Annotated in this window: 13 protein-coding genes; 10 read left to right on the forward strand and 3 right to left on the reverse strand. The window is 69.7% G+C overall.

All coding sequences use genetic code 11. The features are described 5' to 3' along the window. Nucleotides 1-118: 118 nt before the first annotated feature. A complete protein-coding gene (locus ACFWPQ_RS47285; protein WP_384050076.1) occupies nucleotides 119-1,276 on the forward strand; it encodes a serine hydrolase domain-containing protein in 1,158 nt (385 codons plus the stop codon). Between the two features lie 201 nt (nucleotides 1,277-1,477). Here ACFWPQ_RS47285 and ACFWPQ_RS47290 read toward each other — a convergent pair whose 3' ends face one another. Continuing rightward, nucleotides 1,478-2,476 (reverse strand): NADP-dependent oxidoreductase, encoded by a 999-nt coding sequence (locus ACFWPQ_RS47290; RefSeq protein WP_384050079.1) that lies wholly within the window; start codon nucleotides 2,474-2,476, stop codon nucleotides 1,478-1,480. 91 nt (nucleotides 2,477-2,567) lie between these two features. On the opposite strand from ACFWPQ_RS47290, the gene ACFWPQ_RS47295 reads away from it, so the two are divergent. Continuing rightward, nucleotides 2,568-3,017: a MarR family transcriptional regulator gene (locus ACFWPQ_RS47295; protein ID WP_362598700.1), complete on the forward strand. Its 450-nt coding sequence runs from the start codon at nucleotides 2,568-2,570 to the stop codon at nucleotides 3,015-3,017. Between the two features lie 37 nt (nucleotides 3,018-3,054). Here the strand turns inward: ACFWPQ_RS47295 and ACFWPQ_RS47300 are convergent, their stop codons facing one another. Together ACFWPQ_RS47300 and ACFWPQ_RS47305 are read right to left on the reverse strand one after the other, a co-directional pair. Continuing rightward, complete coding sequence (locus ACFWPQ_RS47300; RefSeq protein WP_384050081.1) at nucleotides 3,055-3,528, reverse strand: carboxymuconolactone decarboxylase family protein; 474 nt, start codon at nucleotides 3,526-3,528, stop codon at nucleotides 3,055-3,057. Between the two features lie 170 nt (nucleotides 3,529-3,698). After that, nucleotides 3,699-4,556 (reverse strand): hypothetical protein, encoded by an 858-nt coding sequence (locus ACFWPQ_RS47305; RefSeq protein ID WP_384050083.1) that lies wholly within the window; start codon nucleotides 4,554-4,556, stop codon nucleotides 3,699-3,701. 201 nt (nucleotides 4,557-4,757) lie between these two features. Between ACFWPQ_RS47305 and ACFWPQ_RS47310 the strand changes: the two genes are divergently transcribed. The 8 genes from ACFWPQ_RS47310 to ACFWPQ_RS47345 all read left to right on the forward strand — a co-directional run bounded on the left by ACFWPQ_RS47310 (nucleotide 4,758) and on the right by ACFWPQ_RS47345 (nucleotide 15,292). Beyond that, a complete protein-coding gene (locus tag ACFWPQ_RS47310) occupies nucleotides 4,758-5,915 on the forward strand; it encodes a mandelate racemase/muconate lactonizing enzyme family protein (RefSeq protein WP_361296223.1) in 1,158 nt (385 codons plus the stop codon). Beyond that, nucleotides 5,912-6,934 (forward strand): zinc-binding dehydrogenase, encoded by a 1,023-nt coding sequence (locus tag ACFWPQ_RS47315; RefSeq protein ID WP_384050087.1) that lies wholly within the window; start codon nucleotides 5,912-5,914, stop codon nucleotides 6,932-6,934. Before ACFWPQ_RS47310 ends, ACFWPQ_RS47315 begins: the two co-directional genes overlap by 4 nt. A gap of 113 nt (nucleotides 6,935-7,047) precedes the next feature. Continuing rightward, nucleotides 7,048-8,028 (forward strand): hypothetical protein, encoded by a 981-nt coding sequence (locus ACFWPQ_RS47320; RefSeq protein WP_384050089.1) that lies wholly within the window; start codon nucleotides 7,048-7,050, stop codon nucleotides 8,026-8,028. A gap of 119 nt (nucleotides 8,029-8,147) precedes the next feature. Beyond that, nucleotides 8,148-9,257, forward strand: a complete 1,110-nt coding sequence (chvE, locus tag ACFWPQ_RS47325) for a multiple monosaccharide ABC transporter substrate-binding protein (protein ID WP_384050092.1) — start codon at nucleotides 8,148-8,150, stop codon at nucleotides 9,255-9,257. Between the two features lie 44 nt (nucleotides 9,258-9,301). After that, entirely contained in the window at nucleotides 9,302-10,852 is a 1,551-nt protein-coding gene (gene mmsA, locus ACFWPQ_RS47330; RefSeq protein ID WP_384050095.1) for a multiple monosaccharide ABC transporter ATP-binding protein, read from the forward strand. Then, nucleotides 10,849-12,093, forward strand: a complete 1,245-nt coding sequence (mmsB, locus tag ACFWPQ_RS47335) for a multiple monosaccharide ABC transporter permease (protein ID WP_384050098.1) — start codon at nucleotides 10,849-10,851, stop codon at nucleotides 12,091-12,093. Before mmsA ends, mmsB begins: the two co-directional genes overlap by 4 nt. Before the next feature lie 133 nt (nucleotides 12,094-12,226). Further along, nucleotides 12,227-13,381, forward strand: coding sequence for an aldose epimerase family protein (locus ACFWPQ_RS47340; RefSeq protein WP_384050101.1), 1,155 nt, complete (start codon nucleotides 12,227-12,229; stop codon nucleotides 13,379-13,381). 228 nt (nucleotides 13,382-13,609) lie between these two features. Further along, nucleotides 13,610-15,292, forward strand: a complete 1,683-nt coding sequence (locus ACFWPQ_RS47345; RefSeq protein ID WP_384050103.1) for a pyridoxal phosphate-dependent aminotransferase — start codon at nucleotides 13,610-13,612, stop codon at nucleotides 15,290-15,292. Nucleotides 15,293-15,416: the final 124 nt, after the last annotated feature.

Genomic DNA, 15,416 nt, shown 5'->3' on the forward strand with positions numbered 1-15,416 from the left:
AGTCGAACGGGTACGTCCCGCCGTACCGATCTCAGGAACCGGCAGACCAGTTCGCCCAGGTGGGTAGGGCGTTGTTCACAGTGGGAGCTGCCCCCGGCGGCTCGGTTGAGGAGAACGGATGACGCAGGAGATCACCGTCCAGGGCACGGTCGCGGAGGGCTTCGAGGCGGTGCGCGAGGAGTTCGCCGCCTTCGTCGCCGGCGAACCGGCCGACTACGAGGGGCAGTTGTGCGCGTACGTCCGCGGCCGGCGGGTCGTCGACCTGTGGGCGGGCGAGGGGGCCGGCGGGGACTCCCTGTACGGCGTGTTCTCGTCCACCAAGGGGGCGGCGCACCTGGTCGTGGCGATGCTGGTGCAGGACGGCACGCTGGAGCTGGACCGCAAGGTGACCTACTACTGGCCGGAGTTCGGCGCCGAGGGCAAGGGCACGCTGACCCTGCGGGACCTGCTCGCGCACCGGGCGGGCCTGGTCGGCACCGACACCGGGTTCAGCCCGCAGGAGCTGACCGACGACCGGGCGATGGCCGAACGCCTCGCCGACCAGCGGCCGTTCTGGCGCCCCGGCACGGCCTTCGGCTACCACGCCCTGGTGATCGGGGCGCTCACCGGCGAGGTGGTACGGCGCGCGACCGGCCGTACGCTCCAGGACGTGTACGAGGAGCGGGTCCGGGCACCGTACGGCCTCGACTTCTTCCTGGGCCTGCCGGCCGCCCACGAGCCGCGCTTCCGCACGACCCTGCCGATGCGGCCGACACCGGAGCAGCAGGCCCTGCTCGACTCCCTCCCGTCCGGCCCGCAGACCCTGGCCGGGATCGCCTTCAACGAGCACAGCGCCGAACCCACGGACCTGACGGCCCTCCCCAACGACCGGCTGCTCCGCGCCAAGGGCCCGGCGTCCTTCGGCGGGGTGGCGTCGGCGCGCGGCCTGGCCGGCATGTACGCGGCCCTGCTCAGCGAGATCGACGGCAAGGCCCCACTGCTGAAGGAGGACACGGTGGCGGAGTTCGGCCAGTTCCACTCGGTGGGGTACGACCTGGTGGCCCGCGCCCACAAGTCGTACGGCCTGGGCTTCCAGGCGACGGCTGACACCTGGCACCCGTTCCTGGGCGCGGGCACGATCGGCCACAGCGGAGCAGCGGGCTCCCAGGCCTTCGCCGACCCGAGGAGCGGGGTCGCCTACGGCTACACGAGGCGACGGTTCGCGTTCCCGGGAGGAGCGGCACCGGAGAACGACCGGTTGGCGAGGGCGGTGCACTTGGCGGCTCTGGCCGGCTGAAACGCGCCCCGAGGGGGCGCGGGGCTGTATCTGATATGCGGCTGCCGCCGCGTGGGCGCGACCAGCCACAACGCACCCGCACCCGCACCCGCACCCGGCATCGAATCCGCACCCGGCAGACGAGAGGCCGCACCCCACGTCCAAGGGTGCGGCCTCCACACAGCGCAACGAGCGCTGTCCGACCGGCGTCACGCGGGAGCGTCAGAGCTTGACGATCATCTTGCCGGTGTTGTCGCCACGCAGGACCCCGAGGAACGCCTCCACGTTGTTCTCGATGCCCTCGACGACCGTCTCGCGGTACTTCAGCTGCCCGGAGGCAACCCACGGGCCGACCTCGGCGACGAACTGCGGCTGCAGGTCGTAGTGGTCGCCGACCAGGAAGCCCTCGATCCGGCCGCGGGTCTGGATGAGACGGGCGAGGTTCTTCGGGCCGGGGACGGGCTCGGTGCTGTTGTAGACGGAGATCATGCCGCAGACCGCGATCCGGCCGTCCCGGTTCAGCTGGCCGATCGCGGCCTCCAGGTGGTCGCCGCCGACGTTGTCGAAGTAGACGTCCACACCGTCGGGCGCGGCGGCCCGGAGCTGCTCGCTGACCGAGCCGTTCCGGTAGTTGAAGGCGGCGTCGAAGCCGTACTCCTCGACCAGCAGCTTGACCTTCTCGTCGGAGCCGGCCGAGCCGATCACCCGCGAGGCGCCCTTGAGCTTGGCGATCTGGCCGACCTGGCTGCCGACCGCGCCGGCCGCGCCGGAGACGAAGACGGAGTCGCCCTCCTTGAAGGAGGCGGTGCGCAGCAGGCCCGCGTAGGCGGTGAGGCCGGTCATGCCGAGGACACCGAGGTAGGTGGACAGGGGCGCGGCGTCGGCGTCGACCTTGACGGCGTTCTTCGCGTCCACGACCGCGTACTCGCGCCAGCCGAAGAAGTGCAGGACGTGGTCGCCGGCCGCGATGCCCTCGGCGTTCGACTCGACGACCTCGCCGACCGCGCCGCCCTGCATGACCTTACCCAGCTCGAAGGGGGCGACGTACGACTTCGCGGCACTCATTCGGCCGCGCATGTACGGGTCGACGGAGAGGTACTTGTTCCGCACGAGCACCTGCCCCTCGCCCGGCGTGGGCACCTCCGCCTCGACCAGGGCGAAGTCCTCGGGCTTCGGCCAGCCGACGGGACGGCTCTGGAGGTGCCACTCGCGGTTGATCATGACATGCGCCTTTCCGAAATTACTTCAGTACCTGAAACAACCATGCTCCTGAATATTTCAGGATGTCAAGTAACGCGGTACCCTGGAGTGCATGTCGTCCACACGGTCCACCCCCGCGCAGACCCGCCGCCCCGACGCCCTGACCCTGGAGGTCGTCGAGCTCATCGGGGACGTCGTGGCCCGTTTCTACGCGGACTACGAGGAGGCGGCGGGCGAGCACACGCTCACCGGGGCGCAGGCGCGGCTGCTCAGCCTGCTGTCGCTGGAGCCGCTGCCGATGCGGAAGCTGGCGCAGAAGCTGAAGTGCGAGCCGTCCAATGTGACCGGGATCGTGGACCGACTGGAGGCCCGCGGGCTCGTGGAGCGGCGGCCCGACCCGGCCGACCGCCGGGTGAAGCTGGCCGCGGCGACGGACGAGGGCCGCCGGGTCGCCCGTGACCTGCGCGAGGGGCTGCGCTTCGCGCGCGAGCCGCTGGCCGGACTGTCGGACGAGGAGCGGCTGTCGCTGCGGGATCTGCTGCGCAGGATGCTGGACGCCTAGGAGGCCGGCACCGACCGGCGCCGGCCCTCTGAGGGGATTAGGCGAACTGGCCCGGGCGGTAGTCGCCGGCCGGGATCTGGAAGGTGACGTTCAGCCGGTTGAAGGCGTTGATGACGGCGATGGTCGCGACGATCGCGATGAGCTGGTCGTCGTCGTAGTGCTTGGCGGCGTTCTCCCAGACCTCGTCCGGCACGCCGCCCGCCGCGTCGGCGATGCGGGTGCCCTGTTCGGCGAGTTCCAGGGCCGCGCGCTCGGCCTCGGTGAACACGGTGGCCTCGCGCCAGGCGCCGACCATGTGGAGGCGCTGCTGGGTCTCGCCGGCGGCCGCCGCGTCCTTGGTGTGCATGTCGAGGCAGTAGCCGCAGCCGTTGATCTGGCTGGCGCGGATCTTCACGAGCTCCAGGGTGGCCGCGGGTACGCCCGCCTCGGCGGTGACCGTGCCTGCGGCGACGAAGTGCTTGATGAGCTTGTTGGCGACGGGGCTGGCGAAGAGGTTCAGACGGGCTTCCATGGTGTGCTCCTCCGTTGTGGTTCAGCGGGTTACACACCTACGACGGAGTGGGCTCATTGAATGTGACAGGTTTGCTGGATTTGCTTTGGTAGTACTTCGGGTGCGGGTTGTGGTGGGTTGCTCGCGCAGTTCCCCGCGCCCCTGAAGGGGCGCTCCGGCGGGCACTTGCTCTAGGTGCACCACCACAGGAACCTGTTGCACGTCTCGCTCGGGGACGGGTCCGGGGTCGGGTCCGATGTCGTCGGGTCCGACGTCGGTGTCGAGGCCGCCGTGGTCGTCGGGGTCGTCGCCGGGGAGGTGACCGTGCCCGAGCCCGTCGTCGCCGACTGTGCCGACGTGTCCTTGGGGGACGCCGACGGGGAGTCGGACGCCTTGTCCTTCGAGGAGGAGGGGGACGGTGAGGCGGAGGGGTCGGCCGAGGCGGAGTCCGCCGCGCCCGTGGCGCCGGACGTGTCGTCCAGGGGCTGGGCCGTCGTACCCGGGGACGACGTCGACGTACCGCCGTCGGTCGTGCTGCCGCCGCCCGCGGCCGCGTCCGGGGTCGTGAACGGTATGGCGTCCGTGCCGAGTTCGGCGAGGCTCAGGCCGCCCGCCGCCAGCACGCACGCCGCGGCCACCAACAGGACTCTGCGGCGCCGCCGCCGATGGGCCGCGGCCTTGCGGTCGCGACGGCTCCCGTCGGGGCCGTCGGGGCCGGACGACTCCTCGGGATCCTCGGCGATGCTCTCGGCGGCCTGCACCCGGCTCCGGCCGCCGCGCCCGCGCGCCGCCCGTCGCCGCTCGGCCCGGCCACCTGTCGGCGGTTCGCCGTCCGCGTCGTCGGCGTCGGCCGCGTCGTCCGGGTCGCTCTGGAGGGCGTGGCCGCCGTCCGCGGACTCCGGTTCCGCGTACGGCGGTCCACCGGGCGTGACCGGTACGGGGGTGGTCGCTTCCCGCGCGGACGCGCGTAGCGTTTCGGCGGCGGTGCCGCACCCCGGGCAGGCGAGGGCGCCGTTGAGGTGCCGTCGGCACGGGTGGCAGTAGTCCATGACGCGGGAAGACTAAGTTCCCCACGGGTCACATAACCAGCCACCCCTGTGAAGGTTCTGTGGGGGACCGAAAAACCTATCGCAAGCCTTGCCGAAACCGTTACCTGTTCGACCCATTGACACCCCTGCCGCCCCGTCCTTACTGTCACGCCAGCATTTCGAACGCGTGACGAAATCTCGAACAGCTGAGGGGCAACTGCCGTGCGCATCACCGGAATCAGCACACACGTGGTCGGGACGCCGTGGCGCAACCTGACGTACGTCCAGGTGCACACCGACGAAGGGATCACGGGAGTCGGCGAGACCCGGATGCTCGGTCACACCGACGCGCTGATCGGCTACCTGCGGGAGGCCGAGGCCAACCACATTCTCGGTTCCGACCCGTTCGCCGTGGAAGACCTCGTGCGCCGGATGAAGTACGGCGACTACGGCCGGGCGGGTGAGATCGTCATGTCCGGGATCGCCGTCGTCGAGATGGCCTGCTGGGACATCAAGGGCAAGGCGCTGGGCGTGCCGGTGTGGCAGCTGCTCGGCGGGAAGGTCACCGACAAGGTCAAGGCGTACGCCAACGGCTGGTACACCACCGAGCGGACCCCGGAGGCCTACCACAAGGCCGCCCAGCAGGTCATGGAGCGCGGGTACAAGGCGCTGAAGATCGACCCGTTCGGCACCGGGCACTTCGAGCTGGACCACGAGCAGACCCTGTACGCCGTGTCGCTCATCGAGGCCGTGCGGGACGCCATCGGGCCGGACGCCGAGCTGATGCTGGAGATGCACGGACGTTTCTCGCCCTCGACCGCGGTCCGGCTCGCGCACGAGCTCGCGCCCTTCAAGCCGGCCTGGCTGGAGGAGCCCTGCCCGCCGGAGAACCTGAAGGCGCTGGAGAAGGTCGCCGCCAAGGTGGACATCCCGGTCGCCACCGGTGAGCGCATCCACGACCGCATCGAGTTCCGCGAGCTCTTCGAGAGCCAGGCCGTGGACGTCATCCAGCCGGACGTCGGCCATATCGGTGGTATCTGGGAGACCCGGAAGCTCGCCGCCACCGCCGAGACGCACTACGTCCTGGTCGCCCCGCACAACGTCGGCGGGTCCGTACTGACCGCCGCCTCCCTCCAGGTCGGGTTCACCTCCCCGAACTTCAAGATCCTGGAGCACTTCAACGACTTCGCCGACGCCGAGATCAAGAAGGTCGTCAAGGGCGCGCCGGAGGTCGTGGACGGGTACTTCCACCTGTCCGACGCGCCGGGGCTCGGGGTCGAGTTCGACGCCGACGCGGCCGCCGAGTTCCCACAGCAGCAGGCCCGGTTCGACCTGTGGGCCGAGGGCTGGGAGCAGCGCAAGCCCAAGGGGACCAAGTGAGCGCCGGCGCCGTCTCCGGTTCCCAGGTCGTCGTCGAGGCGCCGGGGGCCCACCGGGTCGAGGACCACACGCCCCGCGAGCCCGGTCCCGGCGAGGCGCTGGTCGCCGTGCACGCGGTCGGGATTTGCGGAAGCGACCGTGAGGTGTACCAGGGGAACCGGCCCGAGGGGTATGTGCGTTACCCGCTGACGCCGGGACACGAGTGGTCGGGAACCGTGTCGGAGGTGGGCCCCGGGGTGCCGGTCTCGCTCGTCGGCCGCAAGGTCGTCGGTGAGGGGTTCCGCAACTGCCAGGTGTGCGACCGCTGCCACGCCGGCGAGACCACCCTGTGCACCGACGGCTACGAGGAGACCGGCTTCACCCAGCCGGGCGCCATGGCCGCCACCCTCACCCTCCCGGCCCGCCTGCTGCACGCCCTGCCGGACGACGCCGACCTCACGGCGGCCGCGCTCCTGGAGCCCGCCGCCTGTATCGCGGCGGCCGCGCTGAAGGGCAACGCCCAGCCGGGCGAGCGGGTCGCGGTGGTCGGCACCGGCACGCTGGGCATGTTCGCCGTGCAGTTCCTGCGCGCGATCTCGCCGAGCGAACTGCTGGTGGTCGGGACCCGGAACGACCGGGAGGCACTCTCCCGGCAGTTCGGGGCCACCGACTTCCGTACCAAGGACCAGGAACTGCCCGACGACTTCGACGTCGTCATCGAGACCGCCGGGTCCGCGTCCGCCGCGCGCACCGCCGCCTCCCTGCTCAGGCGCGGCGGACGCCTGGTCCTGACCGGTATCCCGGCCGCCGGTGCCGACGGCCTGGACCCGACCGACCTCGTCGTACGGCAGCTGGAGGTGCACACCGTCTTCGGGGCACCGCCGGACGCCTGGGCGCACACGGTACGGGTCTTCGGGGCCGGTCTCCTCGATCCGCTGCCCCTGGTCACGCACGAGCTGCCGCTGACCGAGTTCCCACAGGCCATCGAGCTGGTGGGGGCCGGTGATCCGAAGGTGGGCAAGGTGCTGCTCCGCCCCTAGTCGTACGCCGGTCGCGGCGTGCCCTGACCTCGCCGTGGCCGGCGTACCACCAAGCCTTTTCTCTGCCCCGAGCCGCGAACCTTGTCCGAAATACCGAACACGAAGGACAGCTTGTGACGACCGACGCTTCCGTTACGGCGGCCCGCCGACCCGGTGAGCAGGCGCTCGCCGCCCTCGGCCTGGGCACGCCCGCCCTCGACCCCGCCGACGCCTCCGCCCACAGCTTCCCGGGCGGCGGCAAGTGGCGCACCGAGATCCCCTCCTGCGAGGGTCCCGAGGCGCTGGCCGTCGTCCTCAAGGAGTCCTCGCGCCTGGACGTGCCGATCCACCGGATCAGCCAGGGCAGCGGCGTGTGGATGCTCACCGACGCCGAGATCACCGAGATGGTCGACGCGACCGACGAACGGGACATCGAGCTCTGCCTGTTCACCGGCCCGCGCGGCACCTGGGACATCGGCGGCTCGGTGCGCTCCGACTCGCGGGGGGCCGGGCTGCGCGCCCGCGGCCACGACGCCGTCGCCGGGTGCGTCGAGGACGCGGTCCGGGCGACCGAGCTGGGTGTCAAGTGCCTGCTCGTCGCCGACGAGGGCGTGCTGTGGACGCTGCACCGGGCCCGGCAGGCGGGGATCATCCCGGCCGACACCACGCTGAAGGTGTCCGCGCTGGTCGGGCCGGTCAACCCGGCCTCGTACTCGGTCTTCGAGCACCTCGGCGCCGACTCCATCAACGTGCCGAGCGACCTGACGCTCGATCACCTCACCGAGATCCGCCGGGTGTCGGGCGCCCCCATGGACATGTACATCGAGGCCCCCGACGACCTCGGCGGCTACATCCGGATGTACGAGGTCGCCGAGCTGATCCGGCGCGGTGCGCCGATCTACCTGAAGTTCGGGCTGTCCAAGGCGCCCGGCATCTACCCGTGGGGCACCCATCTGCGGGACGTGACGCTGGACACCGCGCGGGAGCGGGTGCGGCGGGGGCGGCTGGCGCTGGATCTGCTCGCGCGGCACGGGGCGGACGGGGGGATGGCGCCGCTGGGGTCGCGGCTGCCGGGTTCTCTCCGCCGGTTCCCCGTCGAGGGTGCCGCTGAATGAGCGATGGGGGCTGCAGGCCGTCGGTGGCTGGTCGCGCAGTTCCCCGCGCCCCTATGGGGCGCGCTTCAACTGACCTTGCTTGAAACCTCTCAACGACGAGAAGAACAGGGACCGATCACATGCGTACTCGTAGAAGCGCCCTCACCCTCATAGCCGGGGCTGCCTCGCTCGCTCTCACTCTGTCCGCCTGCGGGCAGAGCAGTGAGGGCGGCAGCAAGGAGGAGGGGGGCAGCGCCAAGGGCGGCACCATCGGTATCGCGATGCCGACCAAGTCGTCCGAGCGCTGGATCGCGGACGGCAAGAACGTCGTCAAGGACCTGGAGTCCAAGGGCTACAAGACCAAGCTGGTCTACGGCGAGGACGACCCGGACCAGCAGGTCTCGCAGATCGAGAACCTGATCACGCAGGGCGTCAAGGGCCTGATCATCGCGGCCATCGACAACAAGTCCCTGAACAACGTGCTCCAGGAGGCCGCGGACGCCAACATCCCGGTCATCGCCTACGACCGGCTGATCCTCGGCACGAAGAACGTCGACTACTACGCGTCCTTCGACAACACGAAGGTCGGTGTCGAGCAGGGCACGTACATCGTGCACAAGCTGGGCCTGGACAGCGGCAAGAAGGGCCCGTTCAACATCGAGCTGTTCGCCGGCTCCAACGACGACAACAACACCAAGTACTTCTTCCAGGGCGCGATGAGCGTGCTCCAGCCGTACATCGACAAGAAGCAGCTGGTGGTCAAGTCCGGCCAGACCGCGCTGAACAAGGTCACCACCCTGCGCTGGGACGGCGCGACCGCGCAGTCCCGGATGGAGGACATCCTCACCTCCTCCTACAAGTCCGCCAAGGTCGACGCGGTGCTCTCGCCGTACGACGGCATCTCGATCGGCATCATCGCCGCGCTGAAGTCGGACGGCTACGGCTCCGGCAGCCAGCCGCTGCCCGTCATCACCGGGCAGGACGCCGAGCTGGCCTCGGTGAAGTCGATCATCGCGGGCGAGCAGACGCAGACCGTCTACAAGGACACCCGGCAGCTCGCCAAGGTCGCCGCGACCATGGTCGACGACGTCCTGAACAAGAAGACGCCGGAGACGAACGACACCAAGACGTACGACAACGGCTCCAAGGTCGTCCCCGCCTACCTGCTGCAGCCGGTGAGCGTCGACAAGTCCAACTACGAGGAAGTCCTCGTCAAGGGCGGCTACTACACCGACGCCGAGCTCAAGTGACCTCTGTCCCCCACTAGTTGTCCTACTGATTGGAAGGCACGACCATGGCGGGACCCGTCCTGGAAATGCGCTCGATCGTCAAGACCTTTCCCGGCGTCAAGGCGCTGTCGGACGTCACACTGACCGTCCGCCAGGGCGAGGTCCACGCCATCTGCGGGGAGAACGGCGCCGGCAAGTCGACCCTGATGAAGGTCCTCTCCGGCGTCCACCCGCACGGCAGTTACGAGGGGGACATCCTCTTCGAGGGCGAGCCCTGCAGGTTCGGTGACATCCGGGCCAGCGAGCACCGCGGCATCGTCATCATCCACCAGGAGCTGGCGCTGTCGCCGTACCTCTCACTGGCGGAGAACATCTTTCTCGGCAACGAACACGCCAAGGGCGGCTTCATCGACTGGCGGGAGACCCTGCGGCACGCCACCGAGCTGCTGCGCCGGGTCGGTCTCGACGACCACCCGGAGACCCGCGTCACCGACATCGGCGTGGGCAAGCAGCAGCTGGTGGAGATCGCGAAGGCGCTGTCGAAGAAGGTGAAGCTGCTCATCCTGGACGAGCCGACGGCCGCGCTGAACGACGAGGACAGCGGCAAACTCCTCGATCTCATCCTGGAGTTGAAGAACCAGGGCATCACCTCGATCATCATCTCGCACAAGCTCAACGAGATCCGCCGGGTCGCCGACTCGGTGACGATCATCCGGGACGGCCACTCCATCGAGACCCTCGACGTGAAGTCGAAGGAGACCACGGAGGAGCGGATCATCGCGGGCATGGTCGGCCGCGACCTCGACCACCGCTTCCCGGAGCGGACCGCGTACGAGGGCGCGGCGGACGCGGCGCCGGCCCTGGAGATCCGCAACTGGACCGTGCGGCACCCGATCGACCAGGAACGCAAGGTCGTCGACGACGTGTCGATCCACGTCCGGCGCGGCGAGATCGTCGGCATCGCGGGCCTGATGGGCGCGGGCCGCACCGAACTCGCGATGAGCGTCTTCGGGCGGACGTACGGCCGCTACGCGGGCGGCTCGGTCCTCAAGGACGGCACGGAGATCCGTACCAAGTCCGTCGCGGAGGCGGTCGGGCACGGCATCGCGTACGTCACCGAGGACCGCAAGCACTACGGCCTCAACCTCATCGACACCATCAACCGCAACATCTCGCTGACCGCGCTGAACAAGGTCGCCCGGCGCGGGATCGTGGACGAGCACGAGGAGCGGCAGGTCTCCGAGGGCTACCGCACGTCCATGAACATCAAGGCGCCGACGGTCTTCGAGCCGGTGGGCAAGCTGTCCGGCGGCAACCAGCAGAAGGTCGTCCTCAGCAAGTGGATCTTCGCGGGTCCGGACGTGCTGATCCTCGACGAACCGACCCGCGGGATCGACGTCGGCGCCAAGTACGAGATCTACACGGTCATCGACCAGCTCGCCGCCCAGGGCAAGGCGGTCGTCTTCATCTCCTCCGAGCTGCCCGAACTGCTCGGCATGTGCGACCGCATCTACACCATGGCCGCGGGCCGCCTGACCGGTGAGGTGCCCAGGTCCGAGGCCACGCAGGAAGTGCTGATGCGCCATATGACGAAGGACAAAGAGGTATCGCGATGAGCACGGATGTCACCGCCAAGAGCCCGGCCCCCGTGCCGCCGGGCTGGAGCGCCCCCGACGAGGACGGCGGGCTGCTCCAGCTGGTGCTGAACGGCCTGCGCCGCAACATGCGCCAGTACGGCATGCTGATCGCGCTCGGTCTGATCGTCGCCCTGTTCGCGGTGTGGACCAACGGGGACCTGCTGCTGCCGCGCAACGTCTCCAACCTGGTCCTGCAGAACAGCTACATCCTGATCCTCGCCATCGGCATGATGATGGTGATCATCGCCGGGCACATCGACCTGTCGGTCGGCTCGCTGACCGCGTTCGTGGGCGCCTTCGCCGCCGTGCTGACGGTCAATCACGGGGTGCCGTGGCCGGTCGCGCTGATCCTGTGCCTGGCGATGGGCGCCGTGGCCGGCTCGCTGCAGGGGTTCCTGATCGCCTACCTGGGCATACCGTCGTTCATCGTCACCCTCGCCGGGATGCTGCTCTTCCGCGGTCTCACCGAGATCCTGCTCCAGGGCCAGACCATCGGCCCGTTCCCGGACGGCCTGCAGAAGCTGGGCAACGGCTTCCTGCCCGAGGTGGGCCCGGACACCAACTACCACAACATCACGCTGCTGCTGGGCCTCGCGCTGGCCGCCGCCGTGGTCTGGCAGGAGTTCCGCGACCGGCGCCGCCAGCAGGAGTTCGCCCTGGAGGTGCCGCCCACCCGGCTGTTCCTGCTCAAGCTGACCGCGCTGGTCGCCGCGATCCTCGTCCTCACCATGCTGCTCGCCAGCTACAAGGGCGCCCCGATCATCCTGATCGTCCTGGGCGCGCTGGTCGTCGGCTACGGCTACGTGATGCGCAACGCGGTCTTCGGCCGGCACATCTACGCGATCGGCGGCAACCTGCCGGCGGCCAAGCTGTCCGGCGTCAAGGACAAGAAGGTCTCCTTCTACGTCTTCCTGAACATGGGCGTGCTCGCGGCCCTGGCCGGCCTGGTGGTAGCGGCCCGGCTGAACGCGGCCTCGCCGAAGGCGGGCGACGGCTTCGAACTGGAGGCGATCGCCTCCTCGTTCATCGGCGGTGCCTCCATGAGCGGCGGTGTCGGCACCATCCTCGGTGCCATCATCGGCGGCCTCGTCCTCGGCGTGCTGAACAACGGCATGAACCTCCTCAGCGTCGGCACCGACTGGCAACAGGTCATCAAGGGCCTCGCCCTCCTCGCGGCGGTCGGCTTCGACGTGTGGAACAAGCGCAAGTCCGGTTCGTAAGTCAGCGACGGCGCTCCGCTGGGAAGGCCGTACTGAATCTGCGGGCCGTGTGTGGCTGGTCGCGCAGTTCCCCGCGCCCCTATGGGGCGCGGGTCCAGCGGGCGTCTTTCACCTCATTCACGGGAGCCGCTACATGGAACTGAACAGACGCACGGTCATCGCAGGAGCCGCGGCGGCGGGCATCGCCGCCACCACCCTCGGCACGGGCACCGCCGAGGCCGCCTCGGGAGGCAGGAAGCCGGTGAAGGAGTCCTTCGGGAAGCTCGCCGACGGCACGAAGATCTACCGCTGGTCGCTGGAGAACGGCGGCACCCGGCTGAAGGTCCTCAACTGGGGCGGTGTCGTCCAGACCCTGGAGATACCGGACCGCCGCGGCCACTACGCCAACGTCTCCCTGGGCTTCGACAACATCGACGACTACGTCGCCAAGACCCCGTACTTCGGCGCCCTGATCGGCCGCTACGGCAACCGCATCGCCAAGGGCCAGTTCACCCTCGACGGCAAGAGCTACCAGCTCTCCGTCAACGACGGTGTGAACAGCCTGCACGGCGGCACCCAGGGCTTCGACAAGCACGTCTGGGACGTCGAGCCGTTCGTGAAGGGCTCCGACGTCGGCCTCGTCCTGCACTACACCAGCGTCGACGGCGAGATGGGCTACCCGGGCACGCTCAAGACGAAGGTGACGTACACCCTCACGAAGCGCGGCGAGTGGATCATCGACTACGAGGCCACCACCGACAAGGCCACGGTCGTCAACCTCACCAGCCACGTCTACTGGAACCTCGCCGGTGAGGGCAGCGGGACCATCGAGGACCACGAGCTGACCATCGCCGCGGGCAAGTACACGCCGACGGACTCGGGGCTGATCCCCACCGGTGAGCTGGCCACCGTCCGCGGCACCCCGTTCGACTTCCGCGAGACGAAGACGATCGGGCGGGACATCCGGGCCGGGCACGTCCAGCAGGTGCAGGCCAAGGGCTTCGACCACAACTGGGCGCTGGACAAGGGCATCACCGCGAAGCCCGAGCACGTGGCCACGCTGCGCGACCCGCGCTCCGGCCGCACGCTGAAGATCGCCACCGACCAGCCGGGGCTGCAGTTCTACTCCGGGAACTTCCTCGACGGGACGCTGACGGGGACGGGTGGGCGGACGTACCGGCAGGGTGACGCGCTGTGCCTGGAGACACAGCACTTCCCCGACTCGCCGAACCACGCCGGCTTCCCGTCGACGGTGCTCCGGCCGGGGCAGGTCTACAGGACGCGGACGGTTCACACGTTCGACGCCTGAGGCGCATGTGAGGCGCATGTGAGGCGCGTGTGAGGCGCGTGGGCGCGGCCGGTAAGGGGCCGGTCGCGTCCACGCCGGGGAAGAAACGTAAACTCACACTTTTTTCACACGCGTTGAACAGCGCCTCGTGCGCATCCGTATTCAAGGGCGGCCCGTGCTCCCCCGCGCGGGCCGCCCAAGACGACGGGCCCGGACGTCCCCAACGGGCCCGCCTCATACGGAGGTTCAATGGCCGGCAGCGTCACCTCGTTGTTCCGCAGCGGTGCTCACAGCCCGTCGATGGCGGCGCTGACCCGTGAGGGAGGCGAGGGAACCGGCCCGGTCGACTTCTGCATTCCCTGCAACCCCTACTTCCCCACCCCGGCCATGATGGAAACGATGGCGGCCCGGCTGAAGGACATCATCACCTTCTACCCGAGCAGCGCCGACACCATCACCGCCGAGCTGTGCCAGCTCCTCCAGCTCCCGCCGCAGGCCGTGGCCATGGGCAACGGCTCCACCGAGCTGATCACCTGGATCGACCACCTGCTGGTCCGCGAGTCCCTCGCCATCCCCGTCCCCACCTTCGGCCGCTGGACCGACCAGCCGATGGAGACCGGCAAGCGCGTCGACATGTTCCCGCTCCAGGAGTCCAACGGCTTCGCCCTGGACCTCGCGCAGTACGCCGACTTCATCCGCAAGCGGGGCACCAAGGTCGCCGTCATCTGCAACCCCAACAACCCCGACGGCGGCTTCCTGCACAAGCAGGCGCTGGTGCAGTTCATGGACGCGATGGCCGACCTGGACCTGATCGTCATCGACGAGTCGTTCCTGGAGTTCGCGGACGCCGAGGCCGAGCCCAGCGTCGTCCAGGAGGCCATGCTCCGGCCCAACGTCATCGTGCTGCGCAGCCTCGGCAAGAACTTCGGCCTGCACGGCATCCGGTTCGGCTACATGGTCGCCAACCCCTCGCTGGCCGGCAAGGTCCGCTCGATGCTCCCGAAGTGGAACCTCAACGCCTTCGCCGAGTACGTCGTCTTCATGCTCAAGGAGCACGGCGCCGAGTACGCGCAGAGCCTGCTGCAGGTGCGCCGTGACCGTCTGGAGATGGCCAGCCAGCTCTCCCTGCTGCCCGGCCTGACGGTCTACCCCTCGCAGGGCAACTTCCTCTTCGTGCGCCTTCCCGTCGGCGCCGAGGGCACCGTGGTGCGGGACCGGATGCTCACCGAGCACCGGATCCTGGTCCGCGAGTGCGGCAACAAGATCGGATCCTCCAGCCGCTTCCTGCGTCTCGTGGTGCGCCCCGAGGTGGACGTGCGTCGCCTGGTGTCCGCCATGGAACAGGTGCTCTACGGGACCAGGAGGGGAGCCGCCGTGCCCGAGCTGAGCACCGGGACCAGCTACAGCTCGGGTACGGCGGCGGTGGACCGGCTGGTGAGCGAGACCAACGGGGCGGGCATGCAGCTCGCGCAGGCAGTCGGCGCGATGCCCGTACCGGGGCTCGCCGCCGCTCCCGCCGCCGGCGTCGGCATGCCGCTCCCCGTCGCCGCGCAGCAGGGCGGCGTCGGGATGCCGATGCCGGCGGCAGCCATGCAGATGCAGCAGCCTCAGCAGCAGCCCCAGCAACAGCCGATGATGGCGCCGGTGGCTCAGATGTCACCCCTGGCTCAGATGGCCCAGATGGCCCAGGCGCCCGCACCGGCTCCGATGCCCATACAGATGCAGACCGCGGTCCCGGCACCCGCTCCGGCCCCCGCGCCGGCCGGGCCCACGCCGCCCGGGGTGCCGGCCCGGGGTGGGCTGACGGCCGCGCAGGTACGGGGGATGACGGCGCCCGCACCCCCCGTCCCGGACCTGGCCCCGGCACCGGCCACCGGCTGGCCGAACGCGCAGAGCTGGCCGAACGCGGCGGGCATGGGGCAGGCCGGCTAGCTCCCGTAGGGGTGCGGCGTGCGTGGCCGGGCGCGCCACCGTCGTGGCCGGTCGCGCAGTTCCCCGCGCCCCTTACGGGGGACGGTTGGGGCAGCGCCCCTGAAAGGGGCGCGGGGAACTGCGC

Origin of the sequence: Streptomyces sp. NPDC058464 (genome assembly GCF_042721035.1) — a bacterium.
In the GTDB taxonomy this organism is placed as follows: Bacteria; Actinomycetota; Actinomycetes; order Streptomycetales; family Streptomycetaceae; genus Streptomyces.

Excerpts from the sequence above, each read along its gene's own strand:
- chvE (WP_384050092.1), top strand. The coding sequence starts at position 8,148 with ATGCGTACTCGTAGAAGCGCCCTCACCCTCATAGCCGGGGCTGCCTCG.
- ACFWPQ_RS47290 (WP_384050079.1), bottom strand. The coding sequence starts at position 2,476 with ATGATCAACCGCGAGTGGCACCTCCAGAGCCGTCCCGTCGGCTGGCCG.
- ACFWPQ_RS47300 (WP_384050081.1), bottom strand. The coding sequence starts at position 3,528 with ATGGAAGCCCGTCTGAACCTCTTCGCCAGCCCCGTCGCCAACAAGCTC.
- mmsA (WP_384050095.1), top strand. The coding sequence starts at position 9,302 with ATGGCGGGACCCGTCCTGGAAATGCGCTCGATCGTCAAGACCTTTCCC.
- ACFWPQ_RS47295 (WP_362598700.1), top strand. The coding sequence starts at position 2,568 with ATGTCGTCCACACGGTCCACCCCCGCGCAGACCCGCCGCCCCGACGCC.
- ACFWPQ_RS47305 (WP_384050083.1), bottom strand. The coding sequence starts at position 4,556 with ATGGACTACTGCCACCCGTGCCGACGGCACCTCAACGGCGCCCTCGCC.
- mmsB (WP_384050098.1), top strand. The coding sequence starts at position 10,849 with ATGAGCACGGATGTCACCGCCAAGAGCCCGGCCCCCGTGCCGCCGGGC.
- ACFWPQ_RS47340 (WP_384050101.1), top strand. The coding sequence starts at position 12,227 with ATGGAACTGAACAGACGCACGGTCATCGCAGGAGCCGCGGCGGCGGGC.
- ACFWPQ_RS47285 (WP_384050076.1), top strand. The coding sequence starts at position 119 with ATGACGCAGGAGATCACCGTCCAGGGCACGGTCGCGGAGGGCTTCGAG.
- ACFWPQ_RS47345 (WP_384050103.1), top strand. The coding sequence starts at position 13,610 with ATGGCCGGCAGCGTCACCTCGTTGTTCCGCAGCGGTGCTCACAGCCCG.